The organism is Ruegeria sp. CDSA141 (assembly GCF_059612005.1).
Map to the genome: position 1 here is coordinate 21,819 of NZ_JBXWPT010000012.1, position 17,880 is coordinate 39,698.

25 protein-coding genes are annotated in these 17,880 nt (G+C 59.4%); 11 read left to right on the forward strand and 14 right to left on the reverse strand.

What is annotated here, in order from left to right; translation table 11 throughout:
• Positions 1 to 33 precede the first annotated feature (33 nt).
• Positions 34 to 426, forward strand: coding sequence for an META domain-containing protein (locus tag AC2FLP_RS15940; RefSeq protein ID WP_117869859.1), 393 nt, complete (start codon positions 34 to 36; stop codon positions 424 to 426).
• On the opposite strand, the gene recO is transcribed toward AC2FLP_RS15940, so the two are convergent.
• Positions 410 to 1,135 (reverse strand): DNA repair protein RecO, encoded by a 726-nt coding sequence (recO, locus tag AC2FLP_RS15945; RefSeq protein WP_117872845.1) that lies wholly within the window; start codon positions 1,133 to 1,135, stop codon positions 410 to 412. The two genes, AC2FLP_RS15940 and recO, sit on opposite strands and share 17 nt — an antisense overlap.
• A gap of 195 nt (positions 1,136 to 1,330) precedes the next feature.
• Here recO and AC2FLP_RS15950 point away from each other — a divergent pair, with 195 nt between their 5' ends.
• Both AC2FLP_RS15950 and AC2FLP_RS15955 read left to right on the forward strand, forming a co-directional pair.
• Complete coding sequence (locus tag AC2FLP_RS15950) at positions 1,331 to 1,582, forward strand: hypothetical protein (protein ID WP_299900540.1); 252 nt, start codon at positions 1,331 to 1,333, stop codon at positions 1,580 to 1,582.
• A gap of 216 nt (positions 1,583 to 1,798) precedes the next feature.
• Entirely contained in the window at positions 1,799 to 2,188 is a 390-nt protein-coding gene (locus AC2FLP_RS15955; protein ID WP_496675887.1) for a VOC family protein, read from the forward strand.
• 58 nt (positions 2,189 to 2,246) lie between these two features.
• Here AC2FLP_RS15955 and AC2FLP_RS15960 read toward each other — a convergent pair whose 3' ends face one another.
• The 3 genes from AC2FLP_RS15960 to era all read right to left on the reverse strand — a co-directional run bounded on the left by AC2FLP_RS15960 (position 2,247) and on the right by era (position 3,918).
• The gene (locus AC2FLP_RS15960) at positions 2,247 to 2,570 is read right to left on the reverse strand and encodes a SemiSWEET transporter (protein ID WP_496684994.1); all 324 of its coding nucleotides are present in this window, start codon (positions 2,568 to 2,570) and stop codon (positions 2,247 to 2,249) included.
• 113 nt (positions 2,571 to 2,683) lie between these two features.
• The gene (locus AC2FLP_RS15965; protein ID WP_496684993.1) at positions 2,684 to 3,013 is read right to left on the reverse strand and encodes a DUF1491 family protein; all 330 of its coding nucleotides are present in this window, start codon (positions 3,011 to 3,013) and stop codon (positions 2,684 to 2,686) included.
• The gene (gene era / locus AC2FLP_RS15970; RefSeq protein WP_117869864.1) at positions 3,010 to 3,918 is read right to left on the reverse strand and encodes a GTPase Era; all 909 of its coding nucleotides are present in this window, start codon (positions 3,916 to 3,918) and stop codon (positions 3,010 to 3,012) included. The genes AC2FLP_RS15965 and era overlap by 4 nt, the downstream gene beginning before the upstream one ends.
• A gap of 159 nt (positions 3,919 to 4,077) precedes the next feature.
• Between era and AC2FLP_RS15975 the strand changes: the two genes are divergently transcribed.
• Complete coding sequence (locus tag AC2FLP_RS15975; protein ID WP_496684991.1) at positions 4,078 to 5,460, forward strand: multicopper oxidase family protein; 1,383 nt, start codon at positions 4,078 to 4,080, stop codon at positions 5,458 to 5,460.
• A 2-nt stretch (positions 5,461 to 5,462) separates the two neighbouring features.
• On the opposite strand, the gene AC2FLP_RS15980 is transcribed toward AC2FLP_RS15975, so the two are convergent.
• The 10 genes from AC2FLP_RS15980 to folK all read right to left on the reverse strand — a co-directional run bounded on the left by AC2FLP_RS15980 (position 5,463) and on the right by folK (position 13,241).
• On the reverse strand, positions 5,463 to 5,981 hold the full coding sequence (locus AC2FLP_RS15980; protein ID WP_496684989.1) for a GNAT family N-acetyltransferase: 519 nt from the start codon (positions 5,979 to 5,981) through the stop codon (positions 5,463 to 5,465).
• Positions 5,982 to 5,985: 4 nt separating this feature from the next.
• A complete protein-coding gene (gene rnc, locus AC2FLP_RS15985; protein WP_299900525.1) occupies positions 5,986 to 6,678 on the reverse strand; it encodes a ribonuclease III in 693 nt (230 codons plus the stop codon).
• Complete coding sequence (gene lepB, locus AC2FLP_RS15990; RefSeq protein WP_299900522.1) at positions 6,675 to 7,514, reverse strand: signal peptidase I; 840 nt, start codon at positions 7,512 to 7,514, stop codon at positions 6,675 to 6,677. Before lepB ends, rnc begins: the two co-directional genes overlap by 4 nt.
• A 60-nt stretch (positions 7,515 to 7,574) precedes the next feature.
• Entirely contained in the window at positions 7,575 to 7,994 is a 420-nt protein-coding gene (acpS, locus tag AC2FLP_RS15995; RefSeq protein WP_117869868.1) for a holo-ACP synthase, read from the reverse strand.
• A complete protein-coding gene (locus tag AC2FLP_RS16000) occupies positions 7,991 to 8,614 on the reverse strand; it encodes a LysE family translocator (protein WP_496684986.1) in 624 nt (207 codons plus the stop codon). The genes acpS and AC2FLP_RS16000 overlap by 4 nt, the downstream gene beginning before the upstream one ends.
• Positions 8,611 to 9,357, reverse strand: coding sequence for a pyridoxine 5'-phosphate synthase (locus tag AC2FLP_RS16005; RefSeq protein ID WP_496684984.1), 747 nt, complete (start codon positions 9,355 to 9,357; stop codon positions 8,611 to 8,613). The genes AC2FLP_RS16000 and AC2FLP_RS16005 overlap by 4 nt, the downstream gene beginning before the upstream one ends.
• A complete protein-coding gene (locus tag AC2FLP_RS16010; protein ID WP_299900513.1) occupies positions 9,350 to 10,048 on the reverse strand; it encodes a DUF2062 domain-containing protein in 699 nt (232 codons plus the stop codon). The genes AC2FLP_RS16005 and AC2FLP_RS16010 overlap by 8 nt, the downstream gene beginning before the upstream one ends.
• A gap of 16 nt (positions 10,049 to 10,064) precedes the next feature.
• Positions 10,065 to 12,197: a RelA/SpoT family protein gene (locus AC2FLP_RS16015; RefSeq protein WP_117869872.1), complete on the reverse strand. Its 2,133-nt coding sequence runs from the start codon at positions 12,195 to 12,197 to the stop codon at positions 10,065 to 10,067.
• 26 nt (positions 12,198 to 12,223) lie between these two features.
• Positions 12,224 to 12,577, reverse strand: a complete 354-nt coding sequence (gene rpoZ, locus AC2FLP_RS16020; RefSeq protein WP_117869873.1) for a DNA-directed RNA polymerase subunit omega — start codon at positions 12,575 to 12,577, stop codon at positions 12,224 to 12,226.
• Between the two features lie 94 nt (positions 12,578 to 12,671).
• On the reverse strand, positions 12,672 to 13,241 hold the full coding sequence (gene folK / locus AC2FLP_RS16025; RefSeq protein WP_299900507.1) for a 2-amino-4-hydroxy-6-hydroxymethyldihydropteridine diphosphokinase: 570 nt from the start codon (positions 13,239 to 13,241) through the stop codon (positions 12,672 to 12,674).
• A gap of 141 nt (positions 13,242 to 13,382) precedes the next feature.
• Between folK and AC2FLP_RS16030 the strand changes: the two genes are divergently transcribed.
• The 7 genes from AC2FLP_RS16030 (at position 13,383) to AC2FLP_RS16060 (ending at position 17,880) form a co-directional block, all read left to right on the forward strand.
• A complete protein-coding gene (locus tag AC2FLP_RS16030) occupies positions 13,383 to 13,958 on the forward strand; it encodes a LabA-like NYN domain-containing protein (protein ID WP_117869875.1) in 576 nt (191 codons plus the stop codon).
• Positions 13,959 to 14,148: 190 nt separating this feature from the next.
• Complete coding sequence (gene ispH / locus AC2FLP_RS16035; protein WP_496684981.1) at positions 14,149 to 15,099, forward strand: 4-hydroxy-3-methylbut-2-enyl diphosphate reductase; 951 nt, start codon at positions 14,149 to 14,151, stop codon at positions 15,097 to 15,099.
• The gene (locus tag AC2FLP_RS16040; RefSeq protein ID WP_299900500.1) at positions 15,096 to 15,548 is read left to right on the forward strand and encodes a DUF3429 domain-containing protein; all 453 of its coding nucleotides are present in this window, start codon (positions 15,096 to 15,098) and stop codon (positions 15,546 to 15,548) included. Before ispH ends, AC2FLP_RS16040 begins: the two co-directional genes overlap by 4 nt.
• Positions 15,545 to 16,132 (forward strand): class I SAM-dependent methyltransferase, encoded by a 588-nt coding sequence (locus tag AC2FLP_RS16045; protein WP_299900497.1) that lies wholly within the window; start codon positions 15,545 to 15,547, stop codon positions 16,130 to 16,132. Before AC2FLP_RS16040 ends, AC2FLP_RS16045 begins: the two co-directional genes overlap by 4 nt.
• Complete coding sequence (gene rnhA, locus AC2FLP_RS16050) at positions 16,125 to 16,592, forward strand: ribonuclease HI (protein ID WP_299900494.1); 468 nt, start codon at positions 16,125 to 16,127, stop codon at positions 16,590 to 16,592. Before AC2FLP_RS16045 ends, rnhA begins: the two co-directional genes overlap by 8 nt.
• Positions 16,589 to 17,212, forward strand: a complete 624-nt coding sequence (locus AC2FLP_RS16055) for a trimeric intracellular cation channel family protein (protein ID WP_117869879.1) — start codon at positions 16,589 to 16,591, stop codon at positions 17,210 to 17,212. The genes rnhA and AC2FLP_RS16055 overlap by 4 nt, the downstream gene beginning before the upstream one ends.
• 65 nt (positions 17,213 to 17,277) lie before the next feature.
• Positions 17,278 to 17,880, forward strand: coding sequence for a COG3904 family protein (locus tag AC2FLP_RS16060; RefSeq protein WP_496684978.1), 603 nt, complete (start codon positions 17,278 to 17,280; stop codon positions 17,878 to 17,880).

The window sequence follows — 17,880 nt, forward strand, 5'->3', positions numbered from 1 at the left end:
CCGCCGGCAACCCCGATGCGCTAAGACCCAGCTATGACACGCCTGATCCTGACCCTGCCTTTGATGGCACTGTTCCAATGCGACAAGGACGAAACCGTTGCGGCCTATGGTGCGGCGGACCAGATTTGGGTGCTGCAGGAGATCGATGGTCAGCCCTATGAGGCGAGTGCTCTGCTGCGGTTTCCCGAAGAAGGCAGGATTTCCGGAAACGCTCCGTGCAACAGCTATGACGGAACACTCAACGCGCCCTACCCGTGGTTTGAGGTTCAGAACCTCAGCGCGACGCGCGCCGCCTGCGCGGGGCTCGAAGCGGAAGGGTTCTACTTTGCCGCCCTCATGACCATGACCCAATCCGAAGTGTCAGGCAATGTGCTGATCCTGCGAAACGAGGATGGGCACGAGATGGTGTTCACAGCCGCCGAGTGACCTGATCCACGAACCGGGCCCGCGCTTCGGGCAGCGGATTATGCCCCAAAGACGGCGCGACGCGGTGCTCCAGGAAGTACCCGGTCGTGCGCAGGGCCTCTGCGATCTCGGCGTCGGGCGCAGTGCCTTCCCCGCGCAGACAGGGCGGAAGGGGCAACAGCTTGTCCGCCCAATCACCGGCGCCATTCGCACTAACGGAACGGCCTGTTTTGGGCGATACGTAGATCAATCCTTCGGTCACACCCGTCACGGCGCAGGCTGTCAGATCAAGGCCAAAGCCAAGTTCGTCCAGCAGCGCGAGCTCCCATCGCAGATAAGCCAGAGGCCAGATCTCGTCCTGCCCCAGCAGGTCCATCAACTGTTCCGTCCGTGTATAGAGCGAGGCGTGTGGTTCTCGTTCGGGCAAACAAAAGGACAAGAGAGAGACGACAGCGTTCAGACCGGACAGTGCCAGCCGCCCTGAAAACGCGGCTGCCGCGCGGGACCGCAGGGGCTCGACCTGAAAGGTGCCAATATGTTCTTCCAGTCGCGCGCGCCACAGCACGTCCAGTTGCGCGCCAGGTTGCAGGATCGGCGCGATCTTGCGGCTGGTCCCACCACGCACCACACCGGCATGACGACCATGGCCTTCGGTGAAGACCTCGATAATCGCCGCTGTTTCGCCATGGCGGCGTAAAGTCAGGAGTATTCCGTGATCGCGCCAGTCCAAAACTCGGCCCTGCTGTTGGTTGGGTTGGATCGCAGAAAATCCCAAGCGACGTCGGCGCGCAAGAGCGGAACTTCTTTTCCCGCTTTCGGCGAGAGTCCTTTTTCCGAAGGCGCCATAGTTTTGTGACTTCGTGCCACCCGTCTTGTGCACGTTCTCGCAACCCCCACCTGCGCTTCAAACAGAAGGGGCCGCGCCATGATAGATGACGAACCGCAACCTGCCGTGTATTACGACAAACACGAAATCTGGACGCCGGATCCGACAGCCGCAGACATGCAGGTCTATGAGACGTTTGCTTCGGCCGTCGTCGAACTTGTGCAGGTGCTGGATGACAACAAGCCGATGTTGTCGCGGGATGTCTACGCCCGCTTTTTTGCGTCTCTGCTGCACCTGTCCAGAATGTTGGGCGAATACGAAGACGGGTGGAACGGCGGAGATGGCGCGTGATCCAAAGGCGAGCGAAGACCGTGGGGAAGAATATCAGCCTTTCATTCCAAAGGCCCCGGTAGAACGCGTCAGCTGACCCACAGACCGATGGAAACCCCGTCAGTTGCCCTGTCCGGGTAGGTCGGGGGTCGCCAAAACTATTCCGAAAAACGCATTGCTTGAATCCAGTTCAGGTATTAATGTTCCGCTTATGTTCTTAAAGTGGGATTCCAAAAAATGTCTCTTAACTATGTCATGATCGGTTCTAACGACGTTGCCAAAGCGCGGAAATACTATGACGCGGTTGTTCCCCAGATCGGCGGAAAGGTCATCGCCGAGTATATGCCGCACGCTGTGTGCTATGAGCTGCGGGGCGGCGGATGCATATGGGTCGCGACACCGTTCGACAAAGAAGTCGCGACGATCGGAAACGGGAACATGGTTGGTCTGCTGTGCCAAAACGAAGCGGAAGTTCGCGATGCGCACGCAACCGCGCTTGCAAATGGCGGAGCAAACGAAGGTGATCCGGGTGACCGCCCCCAATATGGTCCGAACTTTTTTGGCGCTTATGCACGCGACCCTGACGGGAACAAGATGAGCTTTGTCTATTTTGGCGACGCAGGTTGATGGCGCTGAAAACCACTTGCGAACTTGATAGTGAGAAAAACCTAAGGCGGCGGGAGGTTCAGAACGTTACACCTGCGTGAATTAGGATGCCGATGACCATTAATAAGTTCAGCACCATCGAGAGTCCGTTGCCCACATAGATGGGCACCTTGCCCACCACCATACCATAGGCAAACCACAGGAAGGACAGCCCGGCATAGAGAGACCAGGACAGAAGCGACTGACCGGTCGCGTGTTCGGAATGGGTAAAGTAGAGCTTGATCAGTTGTGGAAGAGTGGCAAAAGGCCCGACAACGCCGACAAAGACCATGAAGCCCTCGAACCGCTGCATCCAGTGGCCGAGTTCCGATTTCTCCAGTTTCTCCGCAAGCGTTTCAGTCACGAAAGCACCTCTTGGTTGCGCTCGGTCCGTAGGACACGTCAGGCCTTACAGGCCAATTGCAGCAATAAAATAGTCGCTTTGATCTCGGCGTCAAAGACCCTTCTGAATCGTGGTCACTCCAGCCCCTCTTCGCCCAGCAGGTGCCGCCCCTGCCGGTCTTCGACCTCAATCACCCAAAGGTCCGGGTCAAAGCCACGTTGACGCTGAATGGCCTGGTCCACGTCGCCCTCCGGGCCAGACGAGAGTTCGACCCATTTTCGTTCACCACTCATCAGATCAAAGCTGCGTTGGAACGCAACGGCCTGTCCATCCAGCGTGTTCAGCTTGACCAGAACTGCGCCTGCCGTGTCATCGCCATGGGCCACCACATAGGCCGGGATATCCTGAAATCGCAGCCGCGCCAGATAGGCGTGGACCCAGAACTCGGCCGTCAGACGGGTCATGCGTTTCCGTCTTTGAAATCCAGACCCATTTCCGAGTAACGCTCGGATTCTTCCAGCCAGTTGGGCCGGACCTTCACCTGCAGGAACAGGTGAATTTTGCGGTCGAGGAATTCTTCCAGTTCTGCCCGCGCAGCCTGGCTGACGGCCTTGATGGTCTCGCCCTTTTTGCCCAACACGATGCCTTTGTGGCCGTCACGCATGACATAGATGACCTGATCGATCTTGGCAGAGCCGTCTTTGCGTTCTTCCCAGTTCTCGGTCTCGACAGTCAGCTGATAGGGCAATTCTTGATGCAGGCGAAGAGTAAGCTTCTCGCGCGTCATTTCCGCGGCGATCATGCGCAGGGGCAGATCGGCGATCTGATCTTCGGGATAGAGCCAGGGGCCTTCAGGCAGTTCAGAGGCCAGCCACTTACGCAGGTCCTCGACGCCGTGGCCCTTTTCAGCCGAGATCATGAAGGTTTCGGCAAACGGGTAGCGTGCGTTCAGGTCACTGGTCAGCGCCAGCAGCTTTTCGGACGGCACCTTGTCGATCTTGTTGATCGCCAACGCGATTGTGCGGCCCTGCCCGATCTCTTCCAGACCTTCGAGAATGCGCTCAACCCCTTCGGTGATACCACGATGCGCTTCAACCATCAGGACAACGACGTCCGCATCTGCGGCCCCGCCCCATGCAGCAGCTACCATGGCGCGATCCAGGCGGCGGCGGGGTTTGAACAGGCCGGGCGTGTCGACGAAGACCAGTTGCGCGTCGCCTTCCATCGCCACTCCGCGGATACGCGCGCGGGTGGTCTGAACCTTATGCGTCACGATCGAAACCTTGGCTCCGACCATGCGATTCAGCAGGGTTGACTTGCCCGCATTGGGCTCTCCAATCAGGGCGATAAATCCGGCGCGTGTGGTCATGAGTCTGGCGATCCTGTTTGCAAGTGCGCACCCCTATAGCAGAAAGCTTCGACGGGCCAGAGGGATTTGTCGCATTGCGGCCATGCGATTTCGATGTCAGATGAACGCAGACGCCCAGCCATTCCCAGCCCGGCATCAAATCCGTTCAGTGAGGTTTTCATGAAACGTCGCGAGTTTCTTCTTGGAAGCAGCGCCGCTGCAAGTGTTTTGGGATTGGGAGCGTTGCCTCTGACGGCCAGCGATGCTGCGCAGGAGCTGGTGTTGCAACCTGCCAGCTATCGGTTGCGCGATCAGCTGACCACAGGGATGGTCAGTCTGTCACCAGATGCGCCACCACCGGTTCTTTACGGGCGTCAGGGCGAAACACTGCGTCTGACGGTGCGCAGTACCCTGCCCGATTATACTGCGATGCATTGGCACGGGCTGCGCATCCGCAACGAGATGGACGGGGTACCCTACCTGACCCAGATGCCCATCAGCGAAAACGAGAGCTTTACCTATGAATTCACACCGCCGGATGCGGGCACGTATTGGTATCACCCTCATTGCATGACGATGGACCAGATGGCCCGAGGGCTGACCGGTGTGATGGTGGTTGCCGAACCGGAAGACCCGGGATTCGACAGCGAGCAGGTCGTCAATCTGCGGGATTTCAGGCTGGACGAAGATGGCGCGTTTCTGCCTGCTTATACTGCCCGCGGCGCTGCGCGGGCGGGCACGTTTGGCAACGTGCAGACCGCCAACTGGCAGAGCGAGGCAGTGTATGACCACGCGGCGGGCAGTCTGGTGCGTGTGCGGGTGGTCAACACGGATACGACCCGTATCTACACGTTGCATCCCGAAGGGGCCGAGGTCCGGATCATCGCATGGGACGGACATCCGGTTGAGATTGACGTGACACTGCCCACAGCAGCCAAGCCGCTATTGCTTGCCCCGGGTCAACGGGTGGATCTGGCGGTTCGGATGCCGGACGACGAGGGGCAGTCAGCCCTGCTGGTGGCCAAGTTTCCCGGGCAGAAACACCGCACTATGGTCCGGTTGCGGGCTATGGGCAAAACCATTGCAAGAGACCTGCAAGAGCTGCGCCCATTGCGGGCAAACCCAGTCGCGCGCCCTGATCTGGGTCAGGCCGAGTTGCATGAATTCGTGTTCGGTTGGACCCCGGAAGGCGGCGCCCCGAATGACGGGTTCTGCGGGTCGATGGGCTATAGTTTCTGGTCGATCAACCGCACACCCTGGCCAGGCGATGCGGCGCAGGGAACCGGGCCACTGGCCGTGCTTCAACGGGGCAAGAGCTATGTTCTGCGACTGCGCAATGAATCGCCCAACCTGCACCCGATCCACCTGCACGGGCTGGCCTTCGTTCCGCTGACGTCGAACCTGCGCAAACTGCCACCGTTGCTGTCCGATACCATGCTTTTGTTGAAAGACGAGACCGTCGACGTCGCGCTGGTCGCGGACAATCCCGGCGACTGGGCGTTTCATTGCCACGTGATAGAACACCAGAAAACCGGACTGGCCGGGTTCATCCGGGTAATCTGACCCTAGCCCGGTGGTGACATGTTCAACGCCAGAACGTGGTTCGGATAGGCTTGGTCTGCGATACGGAAATCCGTGACGCCGACCTGACGGAAGCCTTTGGACAAGTAGAAATCGATGGCCGGAGCGTTCTCGGAATTGGTCGTCAGCCAGATTTCGGTGCGGCCTTTGTTCCGGCAATGGTCAATGGCCACCTGCAACAAAGCTGACCCGATGCCCTTTCCGTGGTGGCGCGGCTGCACGTAAAAGGTCACGATCTCAAGATCGGAAAGCCCGTCAATGGGTGGATCACGGCCCTCTGCCAACCGAATGTAGCCATCGATTCCATCGCGGTTTTCAGACACCACCAGAAGATCACTCCCTTCCTCTAGCAGCGTTTCGAACCGTGCGGTTGTGAACTCGGACAATGCAAACTCGGCGAAGAAAGAACTTACGCCATGGCGCAGGTATGTGCCGATCCAGACTTCAATCGACAACGCGGCCAGGCTGGCGGCGTCCGATTTCCGGGCTGGTCTGAGCTTCATGCCCCTAGGACGAGCTGGCCGGACTCAACCGTTCCAGCAAAGCCTTCGCCGCAGCCTGTTCGGCCTGACGTTTGGATCCTGCGGTGGCCTGTGCCTCGGTGCCGTCCTGAAGGCGGGCCGCAATGGTGAATATCGGGGCGTGGTCTGGACCACTGCGTTTGACTTCGACGTATGTGGGCGGCTTTTGTCCACGCGCCTGCGCCCATTCCTGCAACGAGGTCTTGGCGTCACGCGCATCTGCCTCGACCTCGTGGATGCGGTCCCCCCAAAGCGCCAGGATGACATCGCGGGCGGCCTCGAACCCCGCATCCCGGTAGATGGCGGCGATCACGGCCTCCATCGCGTCACCCAGCAGCGCTTGCTTGCGGCGGCCACCAGTCAGCATCTCGGACCGGCCCAGTTTCAGGACCGCGCCCAGATCGATCTGGCGGGCTACATCTGCGCAGGCCTCCTTGCGGACCAATGCGTTGAACCGGGGGGCCAACTGGCCTTCGGAGGCTTTTTTGTCAGCTTCAAGCAACGCGGTGGCCATGACAAGGCCCAGGACGCGGTCGCCCAGAAACTCCAGCCGCTGATTGTCTGGTCGGGTGGACGAAGACACCGAGCCATGGGTCAGCGCACGCACCAGCAGTTCGGGGTTTTTGAACTCATACCCCAATCGCCGCTGGAACGCCTTTATCTCAGACGAAAGCTTCAATTGACCGCCTTGAAGAAGCGGTCCGACCGCCATGTCCAGAAGAACAGCATCGAACGGCCGGCAGACGAGAACATGATCCGGTCGGCGCGACCGATCAGGTTTTCATAAGGCACGTATCCCACACCACCGGCAGATTGCGGCAGACGGCTGTCGCTGGAATTGTCACGGTTGTCACCCATGAAGAAATAGTTGCCCTTGGGCACGGTATAGATGCCGGTATTGTCCGATGCCTGGTTGCCGATGTTCAGCACATCATAAGAAACGCCATTGGGCAGGGTTTCGATCAGACGCGACTTTTCGCAGGTGCCGCCAATACCGACAGGGCCGTTTTCACAGCGCGGGCGCAGACGCTGCGGGCCTTGCGGTTCTGCAACTTCGGTGAACACGCCATCGGGCTGCTGTGGAACCGGAGTGCCATTGAGGATGATCTGGCCATCGCGGACCTGGATCCGGTCGCCCGGCAACCCGATCAGGCGTTTGATATAATCACGCCCGGTGACCGGATGGCGAAAGACGATGACATCGCCACGTTCCGGATCACCGCCCCAGATACGGCTGTCGTCGTCGCCCTTCATCCAGCCACAGATGTCTTCGGCGTCCACATTCAGGCCGACGCTGGGGATGATCAGGCTGGGGCAGGATGCATAGGAATAGCCATAAGCCATCTTGTTGACGAAGAGGAAATCGCCGATCAACAGCGTCTGCTTCATCGAGCCCGAGGGGATCCAGAACGGCTGAAAGAAGAGGGTACGGAACACGCCGGCAATCAGCAGCGCATAGACGATGGTTTTGATCGTCTCCCAGACGGGATTTCCGGTCTTGGCTTCCTCGGCCATACTGCTCTCTCCAGTTCTTTGCTTGGCTTCGCTGCTACATGCGGGGGCGATGGGGGTGAGTCAAGGCTGCGTGGTGAGATCTTGAAGCGGCCGCGCCTCGATCACCACGAAAGCCTGGGCCCAGGGATGGTCATCGGTCAGCGTGACGTGGATGATCGCCTCGTGCCCTTCAGGCGTCATTTCGCGCAGCCGTTCGGCGGCCCAGCCTGTCACATGCATCACGGGCTGGCCGGTGCGCAGATTGGTGACGGCCATGTCTTTCCACGCGATGCCCATGCGCAAACCGGTACCCAGCGCCTTGGAACAGGCCTCTTTCGCGGCCCAGCGTTTGGCATACGTACCCGCGGTGTCGGCGCGGCGTTCGGCCTTGCGCTGTTCGGTGTCAGTAAAGACGCGATTGCGGAACCGGTCGCCGAACCGGTCGAGCGTGCCCTGGATGCGATCAATATTTGCCAGGTCTGTGCCGATGCCGAGGATCATGACAATCTCACCGTCAGGATCTTGTAACTCGCCACACCAAAGAACCCGGCGAAGGCGAAATCGAACCAGCGGCGGGCGCGGCGGTAGGTTCGGACCATGCGCTCGGATGAAAACAGAAACGCATAGCCGATGAAGATCAAAAGCGATCCGGCATAAAGCATGGCGAAATAACCCAGCAGCGTCGACAGGCTGGCATCATTGGGCGCGACGATGGCGTAGATCGAGCCCCAGCTGAGGATCGCCTTGGGGTTGGTCAGGTGAATTGCCGCGCCCTTGGCAAAGATGGTCGGCAAAGTACCCGTGACCGGTTTGCCCAAAGCGACCTCGTCCGAGGTCATCGCACGGCGCAGGGCCTTCAGCGCCAGCCAGCCCAGATAAGCTACGCCGATATAGCGGATCACCTCGAACACCCAGACATTGGCCAGCATGATCGCAGACAGGCCAAGCGCGGCGGCAATGCCCCACGCGGCAGATCCAACGCAAATGCCCAGTGCAAAGGCCAGCCCAGCGGTGCGGCCTTCGTTCATGGCTGTTCCGGCAATGCCCATCGTGGCGGGGCCCGGAGAGCCGCCAGCCATCAGCCAGGCTAGCCAGATGGCGACAAAGCCGGGGGTGATCACGCCCGCGCCTCATCCATAAGGCGGCGCATTTCCTGAATGGCCGGGGTCAGACCCAGAAAGATCGCTTCGCCAATCAGGAAATGACCGATATTCAGTTCCTTTACCTCGGGGAAAGCGGCAACCGGCTTTACAGTGTCATAGGTCAGGCCATGGCCCGCATGAACCTCAAGCCCCAGCGAATGGGCGAAAGAGGACATCTGGCGCAGCGCTTCAAGCTCGCGTTCGGCATCCTCGATACGGCCTTCGGCATAGGCGTCGCAACAGGCGCCGGTGTGCAGTTCGATTACCTCGGCGCCGATACGGTGCGCGGCCTCGATCTGGCGTTGATCGGCGGCGATGAAGATCGACACCCGACAGCCGACATCACGCAAAGGCGCGATGAAATGCGCCAGCCTGTTTTCCTCGCGCGCGACTTCAAGACCGCCCTCGGTGGTGCGCTCCTCGCGCTTTTCGGGAACGATGCAGACCGCGTGCGGCTTATGGCGCAAGGCGATTTTCTGCATCTCGGGCGTCGCGGCCATCTCAAAGTTCAGCGGCACCGACAGAACCTCCATCAGCCCGTCGATATCGGCGTCCGAGATATGGCGTCGATCTTCGCGCAAATGTGCAGTGATGCCGTCGGCGCCTGCCTCTTCCGCCAGTTTGGCGGCGCGCAGCGGATCCGGATAATCCCCGCCCCGCGCATTGCGCACCGTGGCCACGTGATCGATGTTCACACCCAAACGCAGATGGTTCTCAGACATCCCTCGATTCCTTTTGCATGTTTTGGCCCGAGCCTAGAGGCTCTGCCGAAGAAACGTCAGCCGAATCTTCGGCCAAACGCTTGATTTCATCAAACTTCGCCTTGATCTTGGCCCGACGGCGCTGCTGGTACGTCAGGATCAAAGGCAGGCTGAGGTAATAGCAGATCACACCCGCAACGACGCCCGGAATGATCCCACCGATCATGTAGGGGTAGAAGACGTCGTCGTAGAACTGCGACAGCCCGTGCCAGTCGGCCACGCGATCCGTAAACAACGCCAAGAAATTGTTCTTGAGATCCCCTATGGCACTGGCGAATTTGCCCATCAGCCCCCTTGTGTCGCCTTCTTCGTATTCGGTGCCCAGCAGGAAATGACCGGTCTGAAGACAGATCACCCCAATCGGTACATACGTGAGCGGGTTGCCAAAGAACGTGCCGCTGAGCGCGGCCAGAAGATTGCCTTTGATCAGCCTTGCGCCAATGGCGGCGACAAGAAAATGCAACCCGTAAAACGGAGTAAAGGCCGCGAAAACACCCGCGCCTATGCCGCGCGCGATCCGGTCAGGGGTATCCGGCAGACGCCGGACACGGTGTTTCACGTAATGGAAGGCGCGGGTCCATCCGCCACGCGGATAGACGAAATCCGATGCGATCTGGACTGGAGAGCGTCGGTCTCGGCGCTTGAATACCACCCGTGATCACCCCTTCTCAGCCAGCCGCAACCGAAGTTTTGACCTGATCCCGATACCGTTCGACCGCAGCAACATCGCTTTCCGCCTCTAGCATCAGCATGAGTGAGTGAAGCTGTTCAAGGTCGCGCAGCTCGACATTGATCAGAAGGCGATAAAAATCCGGTTTGCGATCAACAAACTCGAGGTTCGAGATATTGGCCTTTTTCTCGCCGATCAATGTGCAAATACGCCCCAGAACTCCGGCGTCGTTTCCAATGGTCAGATCCAACGTCGCGCCATAGACGGCCGGGTGGGTGCCCGAGTGCCAGTGCAGATCGACCCACCGGTCAGGTTCGCCTTCGAACTCGCTGAGCCGGTCGCAATCGATGGCATGCACAACCACGCCCTTGCCCCGATAGGTGATGCCAACGATACGTTCCCCCGGCAGCGGCTGACAGCAGGGGGCCCGGTCGAACTTCTGCCCTGGCTCCAGGCCGATCACGGCACGGCGCAGCGGAATGGCGTCGCCGTCGTCCTTGGCAAGTTCGGGATAGACGGCCTGGACCACCTCATGCGCGGTCAGTTCGGCGCTGCCAAGACGGGCCAGCAGCTCGTGCCGATCTTTCAGGCGCAGGTGTTTTGCGGCGGTATCGAGCGCTTTGTCGGTCGCCTTGCGGCCCACGTGCTCGAACCCGGAACGCGCCAGTTCCTTGCCCAGCTTGATGAATCGTTCCCGATCCACCTCGCGCAGGGCGCGGCGAATAGCGGTACGGGCCTTGCCGGTGACTGCAATCTCCAGCCACGTGACCTGTGGCGTCTGACCATCGGCGGTGATGATGTCCACGGACTGGCCATTTTTGAGCCGCGTCCAGAGCGGAACGCGGATACCGTCAACCTTGGCCCCGACACAGGCGTGACCGATACGGGTATGAATGGCATAGGCGAAATCGATGGGTGTTGCGCCACGAGGCAGTTTAACCACGTCGCCCTTGGGGGTGAAACAGAACACCTGGTCCGAGTACATCTCGAGCTTGACGGCTTCGAGGAAGTCTTCGTGATCTTCCTCGTTGTCGAACTGCTCGGTCAGGTTGGAAATCCATTTGGCCGGATCGACGGCGAATGGGTTCTCGGTGCGCACACCGTCGCGATAGGACCAATGCGCCGCGACCCCGGTTTCGGCCACGTCATGCATCTGCCGGGTACGGATCTGGACCTCGACCCGTTTACCGTCCCGGCCAGAAACCGTGGTGTGGATGGAGCGGTAACCGTTGGATTTCGGCTGGCTTATGTAATCCTTGAACCTGCCCGGCACCGCCCGCCAGCGCTGATGGATGGCACCCAGAGTCCTATAGCAGTCTTCTTCCGTCTGGGTGATGATGCGGAAACCGTAGATGTCAGACAAGCGAGAGAAGCCCTGATCCTTTTCCTGCATCTTGCGCCAGATCGAATAGGGTTTCTTGGCGCGACCAAAAACCTCTGCCTCGATACCCGCTTTTTCCAGCTCGTGTCGCATGTCGCCGGTGATGCGATGAATCACGTCGCCGGTTTCGCGTTGCAGGGTGATGAAGCGACGGATGATCGACTGGCGGCCTTCGGGGTTGAGGACACGGAAAGCCAGATCTTCAAGTTCCTCGCGCATCCACTGCATGCCCATCCGGCCCGCAAGCGGTGCGTAGATATCCATCGTCTCACGGGCTTTGACGATCTGCTTTTCCGGGCGCATCGCCTTGATCGTGCGCATGTTGTGCAAACGGTCGGCGAGCTTGACCAGAATGACCCGCAGGTCCTTGGACATGGCCATGAACAGCTTGCGGAAGTTCTCGGCCTGCTTGGTCTCGCGGCTGGACAGTTGCAGGTTGGTCAGTTTGGTGACGCCATCCACCAGCTTGGCGACCTCATCCCCAAAAAGTTCAGCCACCTTGCCATAGTTGGCCTTGGTGTCTTCGATCGTGTCGTGAAGCAGCGCCGTGATGATGGTCGCATCATCCAGACGCTGTTCGGTCAGGATGGCGGCAACGGCAACGGGATGGGTGAAATAGGGTTCACCGGAATGACGGAATTGCCCTTCATGCATCTGTTGGCCAAATTCGTAGGCCAGCGCAATGCGGTCAGCATTCGTCTTGGGATTGTAGTTGCGGACCAGCGCAATCAGGTCGTCAGCAGAAATCATCCGGTCCGCACCTTCGTCTTCAGGGCTTACCCCTGCCCTTGAGCCTCCATCAGAGCGCGCAGGAGCTTCTCTTCGGACATGTCGTCCATGGCGGGTTTGTCCGTTTCGGCACCCATCAGCAGCGCCATCTGATCCTCTTCGGGCTCATCAACCTCGATCTGGGTCTGGTTGGCCTCGATCAGCCGCTCGCGCAGTTCGTCTGCGCTTTGGGTTTCGTCGGCGATCTCACGCAGAGACACGACAGGGTTCTTGTCGTTGTCGCGGTCAACGGTAATCGCTGCACCGGCGGAAATCTCGCGCGCCCGATGGGCGGCGAGCATCACCAGCTCGAACCGGTTTGGAACCTTGTCTACGCAATCTTCAACCGTCACGCGGGCCATTGGGCGCTCTCCGTTTCTGAATCCATGTCAGGAAGGGGTTTATCTAAGCGCGAATCCGCGCCTTGACAAGCAGGAAATGCTGCATTTGCACGGATCACAGCGCCGTGACCGCCTCAACCTCAGCCGCGGGAAGGGCCTGGATCATCTCGGAGACCGTGAGATCCAGAACCGGATGACGCCATTCGGGCACGATATCGGCCATTGGCACCAGGACAAAGGCGCGATCCTGAAGGCGCGGGTGCGGCAGAACCAACTGATTCGGCGCCTCCTGCCTTTGCGCTTCGGCCGGCAGGGTCAGCCAGCGATCGAACTCGGCGCGATCCGGCAGGACCTGATCTTCGAAACAGACCAGATCCAGATCCAGCGTCCGCATCCCCCAGCGCTGCACCCGTTCGCGCCCGAATTCCTGTTCGACCTCGTGCAGCGCCTGCAACACCTGCGACGGAGGTTTCTCGGTCGCAATCAGCGCCGCGGCATTCACGTAGTCCGGGCCGGCCCCGACGGGAAAGCACGGTGTCGCAAAAAAACGACTGACAGAGCGAATCACCACATTGTGACGCGATAACGCGTCAAGCGCGTTCTGAAGTGTTACAGCGGGACTATTTCCTCTCAAATCGAGATTTGCGCCCAGCGCAACAACGGCATTTGGCATGGATTTGCTCATGTGATACCCTACATTCGACCCATTGCATACTTGCGATAACCGACAGAAGTTCTAATTATAGGCTTACCAGAGCGCGTCATTTTATCACTCACTCACTCACGTAACGCGGCACGCACTGGATTATACCGGAAGGGACCATTTATGTTTTATAAAGACGAACGGCTAGCGCTGTTCATCGACGGCTCGAATCTTTATGCCGCGGCAAAAGCACTCGGTTTCGACATTGACTACAAACTTCTGCGACAGGAATTCATGCGCCGAGGCAAGCTTCTTCGTGCCTTCTACTACACGGCGCTGCTGGAAAACGACGAGTATTCGCCGATCCGTCCATTGGTTGACTGGCTGCATTACAATGGCTTCACCATGGTCACGAAACCGGCCAAGGAATACACCGACAGCATGGGGCGTCGGAAAGTCAAAGGAAACATGGATATCGAGCTTACCGTCGATGCCATGGAACTGGCGCCGCGCGTCGATCATATTGTGCTGTTCTCGGGTGATGGGGATTTCCGCCCGTTGATCGCCAGCCTGCAACGGCAGGGTGTGCGCGTATCGGTGGTTTCGACCATCCGCAGCCAGCCACCGATGATCTCGGACGAACTGCGCCGCCAGGCAGACAATTTCATCGAGCTGGAAGACCTGCGCGATGTCATCGGTCGCCCGCCGCGTGAAATGCCAACGGAGCATCGCAGCGTCGCTGTTGCCAGCAACAGCTAACAAGGCGACTGGCCTGTCATGATGGGGAAAAATCGCGCGGTCAGGACGTCGGTCCTGGCCGCGCTTCTTTAACAAGGTACAGGTGCTTAAACATCACCTGATTAGCAACGATTCGTGTCAGAGGAATGACGATGTCCTGTCTGGACCAAGGCCGGGAAAAGACTTACCTGTGCCATAAGGAGACAGCCTGATGAAAAAGCCGCCACTGACACTTTACCTTGCCGCCCCACGCGGGTTCTGCGCCGGTGTGGACCGCGCCATCAAGATCGTTGAGATGGCTTTGCAGAAATGGGGCCCACCGGTCTATGTGCGCCACGAGATCGTGCACAACAAATTCGTGGTCGATGGCCTTCGCGCCAAAGGGGCCGTTTTCGTCGAAGAGTTGCAGGAATGCCCCGATGACCGCCCCGTGATCTTTTCCGCCCACGGAGTGCCGAAATCCGTTCCCGCCGAGGCTGCCCAGCGCGAGATGATATATGTGGACGCCACCTGTCCTCTGGTTTCCAAGGTGCATGTCGAGGCGCAACGCCACGCGGATGCGGGGTTGCAGATGATTATGATCGGCCACAAGGGCCATCCGGAAACCGTGGGCACCATGGGGCAGTTGCCCGAGGGCGATGTGCTGCTGGTCGAGACCGTGGACGACGTTGCCACGGTGCAGGTGCGCGACCCGCAGAAGCTGGCCTTTGTCACCCAAACCACCCTGTCGGTCGATGACACCAAGGACATCATCGCGGCCCTTCAGGCCCGGTTCCCGGCCATTGTCGGACCGCACAAGGAAGACATCTGCTATGCCACCACGAACCGGCAGGAAGCGGTGAAGTCCGTGGCCCCCAAGGCGGATGCCTTGCTGGTTGTGGGGGCACCGAATTCATCGAACTCGCGCCGCCTGGTCGAGGTCGCCTCGCGGGAGGGGTGTCAGTACGCACAGCTGGTCCAGCGCGCCACCGAGATTGACTGGCGCGCGCTTGAGGGTATCTCGACCGTGGCTGTCACTGCAGGCGCGTCGGCCCCGGAGGTTCTGGTGAACGAGGTGATAGAAGCGTTCAGCGTGCATTATGATGTCACCGTCGAGCCGGTCGAGACCGCCATTGAAAACGTCGAGTTCAAAGTCCCCCGCGTGTTAAGGCAACCGGCGTGAAAGGAGTGCCGAAAGCACCGCTCTATCTGGGACTGGCGGGACTTGTCCCGTTTGTCTGGGGCACGCTGACCTATCTGAACGGCGACCTGAATGCCTGGGGCGCGCAAACCTTTGGCCCACGTTTCGTAGGGCCCTATGTGCAACTGTTCTATGGATCGGTCATCCTGAGCTTCATGTCCGGTGTTCTCTGGGGCTTTGCCACCAAGACGTCAGGCAGCAAGGCGGCACTGTGTTATCTGTTGTCGGTTCTGCCCGCGCTTTGGGCATTTGCTATGACAGGGGGCGGGCCGGTCAATGCGGGCACCAATCTGATATATGGGTTCGTTGGCTTGTTGTTGCTGGATGCCCTGTTTTCCTACTGGCGCCTTACACCGATCTGGTGGATGCAGTTGCGCATCCTGCTGACCGCAGTCGTATTGGCCAGCCTTGCAGTCGGAGTGTACCTGTGACCGATGAACGTACGATCAAAGCCTATACAAACAAGGTGGCCGAATATCTGAAGATCCCCCTGCCGCCCGAGCAGCTTGAGGCTCGTCAGGCTTTCGCCGATGCGGTCGGTGCAGGAGGCTATGTACTGGATCTGGGGTCCGGGCCGGGGTCGGACAGCAGTTTCCTTATGCGTAAGGGGCTGAAAGTTCGGGCACTGGATGCCACGCCAGCCTTTGTCGAACATGCACGCGTAAACGGTGTGGATGCACATCTGGGTACGTTCGATGACGTCACCGAGACAGCCGAATATGACGGGATATACGCCAGCTTTTCCCTGCTGCACGCACCCCGCGCAGATTTCCCGCGCCATCTGCAATCGATCCACAAGGCCCTGAAACCCGGTGGACAGCTGTTTCTGGGGATGAAGCTGGGCACTGGTGAACACCGGGATGACCTGGATCGCTATTACACCTATTACACGGAGTCCGAAATAGAGGACGCCTTGAAGAAGGCCGGGTTCACGATTGATTGCGCAGTCCACGGCATCGGAAAGGGTCTGGCCGGATCGTATGATGGATATGTTCTGGTGTTTGCCCATGCCTGAATTGTTTGCATATACAGACGGCGCCTGTTCGGGCAATCCTGGCCCCGGCGGCTGGGGCGTGCTGCTGCGCGCGATGGAAGGGGACAGGGTTCTGAAAGAACGTGAGCTCAACGGAGGCGAGGCCGAGACCACCAACAACCGGATGGAGTTGCTGGCCGCCATCAGCGCGCTGGAAACGCTGGAGCGGCCGTCGAAGATCACCATCGTCACCGACAGCGCCTATGTGAAGAACGGTGTCACCGGCTGGATTTTCGGTTGGAAGCGCAACGGTTGGAAAACCTCGAACAAGAAGCCGGTTAAGAATGTCGATCTGTGGCAGCGTCTGGATGAGGCGCAGGAACGGCATGATGTGACCTGGGAATGGGTCAAGGGCCACGCGGGCCACCCCGAGAATGAAAAAGCCGATGAACTGGCTCGTGCCGGCATGGCGCCGTTCAAACCGAAAAAGGCACAGGCGTGACCGCACTGACGCTGCTGGACTATGCCTCAGTTCTGATCTTCGCGTTGACAGGGGCACTGGTGGCCAGCCGTGCCCAGCTGGATCTGGTGGGCTTTGCTTTCATGGCCTGCCTGACCGCCGTCGGTGGCGGCACTGTACGAGACCTTTTGCTGGATCGTCACCCGATCTTTTGGGTCGGGCAGCCGAATTACATCCTGATCGCAGTCGCGGCGTCGGTCTTGGTGTTCTTTACAGCACATCTGGTTGAAAGCCGTTATAACTGGCTGGTCTGGCTGGACAGTTTTGCGCTGTCGGTTGCCGTTGCGGCCGGAACCGGCGCGGCGCTGTCGCTGGATCAGTCCGGGGTCATTGTCGTTTTGATGGGTGTGACCACCGGATGCCTGGGCGGGCTGATGCGCGACGTGGTCTGCAACGAAGTGCCGCTGGTGCTGAAACAGGGCGAACTTTATGTGTCCTGTGCCTTTACAGGTGCCCTGACGGCAGTGCTGGCTGCCAGATTGGGGACAGAGCCTGCGTTTTCTCTGGCTCTCTGCGCGCTGGTGTGCTGGGCGTTGCGAGCCGGATCTTTGATGTTTGGCTGGCAGATGCCGGTCTACAAAAGCCGCCCGCCGCGCAACTGAGCCTATCTGTGGACGCCAAAGCGGCATGCTGATACCCCTGCTGAAAGCGCAGCCCGGAGGCCAATGTGTCCTTTAGACTTACATCCATCACATCTTGCCTGGCCCTGCTCGCCTCATGTGGCGCGTATTACACTCCTGTCAGTTTTGTTGCTCAGGGCGACCAGATCATCGCCTCGGGCACGATTGACGAGACAACCCTGTCTGCCTTTGAGGAAGTGATCGCCCAAAACCCCGAAGCCCGAACGCTGGTGCTGCAATACATTGAAGGATCGTTGGATGATGACGCCAACGTTATTTTCAGCCGCGAAGTGCACAGGGCCGGGTTCGATACCGTCGTGCCCTCGAACGGTCTGGTTGCCAGCGGGGGCACCGATCTGTTTCTGGCCGGAAACCGCCGCGTCCTGCAACCGGGGGCCTGTGTCGGTGTCCACAGCTGGGCCGGGTCAGGTCTGGTGGCGGCCGACTTGCCCGAGGACGACCCCGAACATGACCGATACCTGGACTATTTCAAAGACATCGGCGTGGATGAGGCATTCTACTGGTACACCCTCTATGCCGCCCCGGCCGACAGTATGCACTGGATGAACACCACCGAAGCGAACCGGTTCGGTTTGACCACCAGAGGTGCTCCGGCACTTGGGTCTGCGACGGAGTGCGACGAAAGGTAA

Bases quoted from the DNA above. Each gene is read 5' to 3' on its own strand.
- rnhA (WP_299900494.1), top strand. From the start codon at position 16,125: ATGCCTGAATTGTTTGCATATACAGACGGCGCCTGTTCGGGCAATCCT.
- ispH (WP_496684981.1), top strand. From the start codon at position 14,149: ATGAAAAAGCCGCCACTGACACTTTACCTTGCCGCCCCACGCGGGTTC.
- AC2FLP_RS15965 (WP_496684993.1), bottom strand. From the start codon at position 3,013: ATGACCCGTCTGACGGCCGAGTTCTGGGTCCACGCCTATCTGGCGCGG.
- acpS (WP_117869868.1), bottom strand. From the start codon at position 7,994: ATGATCCTCGGCATCGGCACAGACCTGGCAAATATTGATCGCATCCAG.
- AC2FLP_RS15955 (WP_496675887.1), top strand. From the start codon at position 1,799: ATGTCTCTTAACTATGTCATGATCGGTTCTAACGACGTTGCCAAAGCG.
- AC2FLP_RS16005 (WP_496684984.1), bottom strand. From the start codon at position 9,357: ATGTCTGAGAACCATCTGCGTTTGGGTGTGAACATCGATCACGTGGCC.
- AC2FLP_RS15975 (WP_496684991.1), top strand. From the start codon at position 4,078: ATGAAACGTCGCGAGTTTCTTCTTGGAAGCAGCGCCGCTGCAAGTGTT.
- folK (WP_299900507.1), bottom strand. From the start codon at position 13,241: ATGAGCAAATCCATGCCAAATGCCGTTGTTGCGCTGGGCGCAAATCTC.
- rpoZ (WP_117869873.1), bottom strand. From the start codon at position 12,577: ATGGCCCGCGTGACGGTTGAAGATTGCGTAGACAAGGTTCCAAACCGG.
- AC2FLP_RS15950 (WP_299900540.1), top strand. From the start codon at position 1,331: ATGATAGATGACGAACCGCAACCTGCCGTGTATTACGACAAACACGAA.
- lepB (WP_299900522.1), bottom strand. From the start codon at position 7,514: ATGGCCGAGGAAGCCAAGACCGGAAATCCCGTCTGGGAGACGATCAAA.
- AC2FLP_RS16015 (WP_117869872.1), bottom strand. From the start codon at position 12,197: ATGATTTCTGCTGACGACCTGATTGCGCTGGTCCGCAACTACAATCCC.
- AC2FLP_RS15940 (WP_117869859.1), top strand. From the start codon at position 34: ATGACACGCCTGATCCTGACCCTGCCTTTGATGGCACTGTTCCAATGC.
- AC2FLP_RS15980 (WP_496684989.1), bottom strand. From the start codon at position 5,981: ATGAAGCTCAGACCAGCCCGGAAATCGGACGCCGCCAGCCTGGCCGCG.
- AC2FLP_RS16030 (WP_117869875.1), top strand. From the start codon at position 13,383: ATGTTTTATAAAGACGAACGGCTAGCGCTGTTCATCGACGGCTCGAAT.
- era (WP_117869864.1), bottom strand. From the start codon at position 3,918: ATGACCACACGCGCCGGATTTATCGCCCTGATTGGAGAGCCCAATGCG.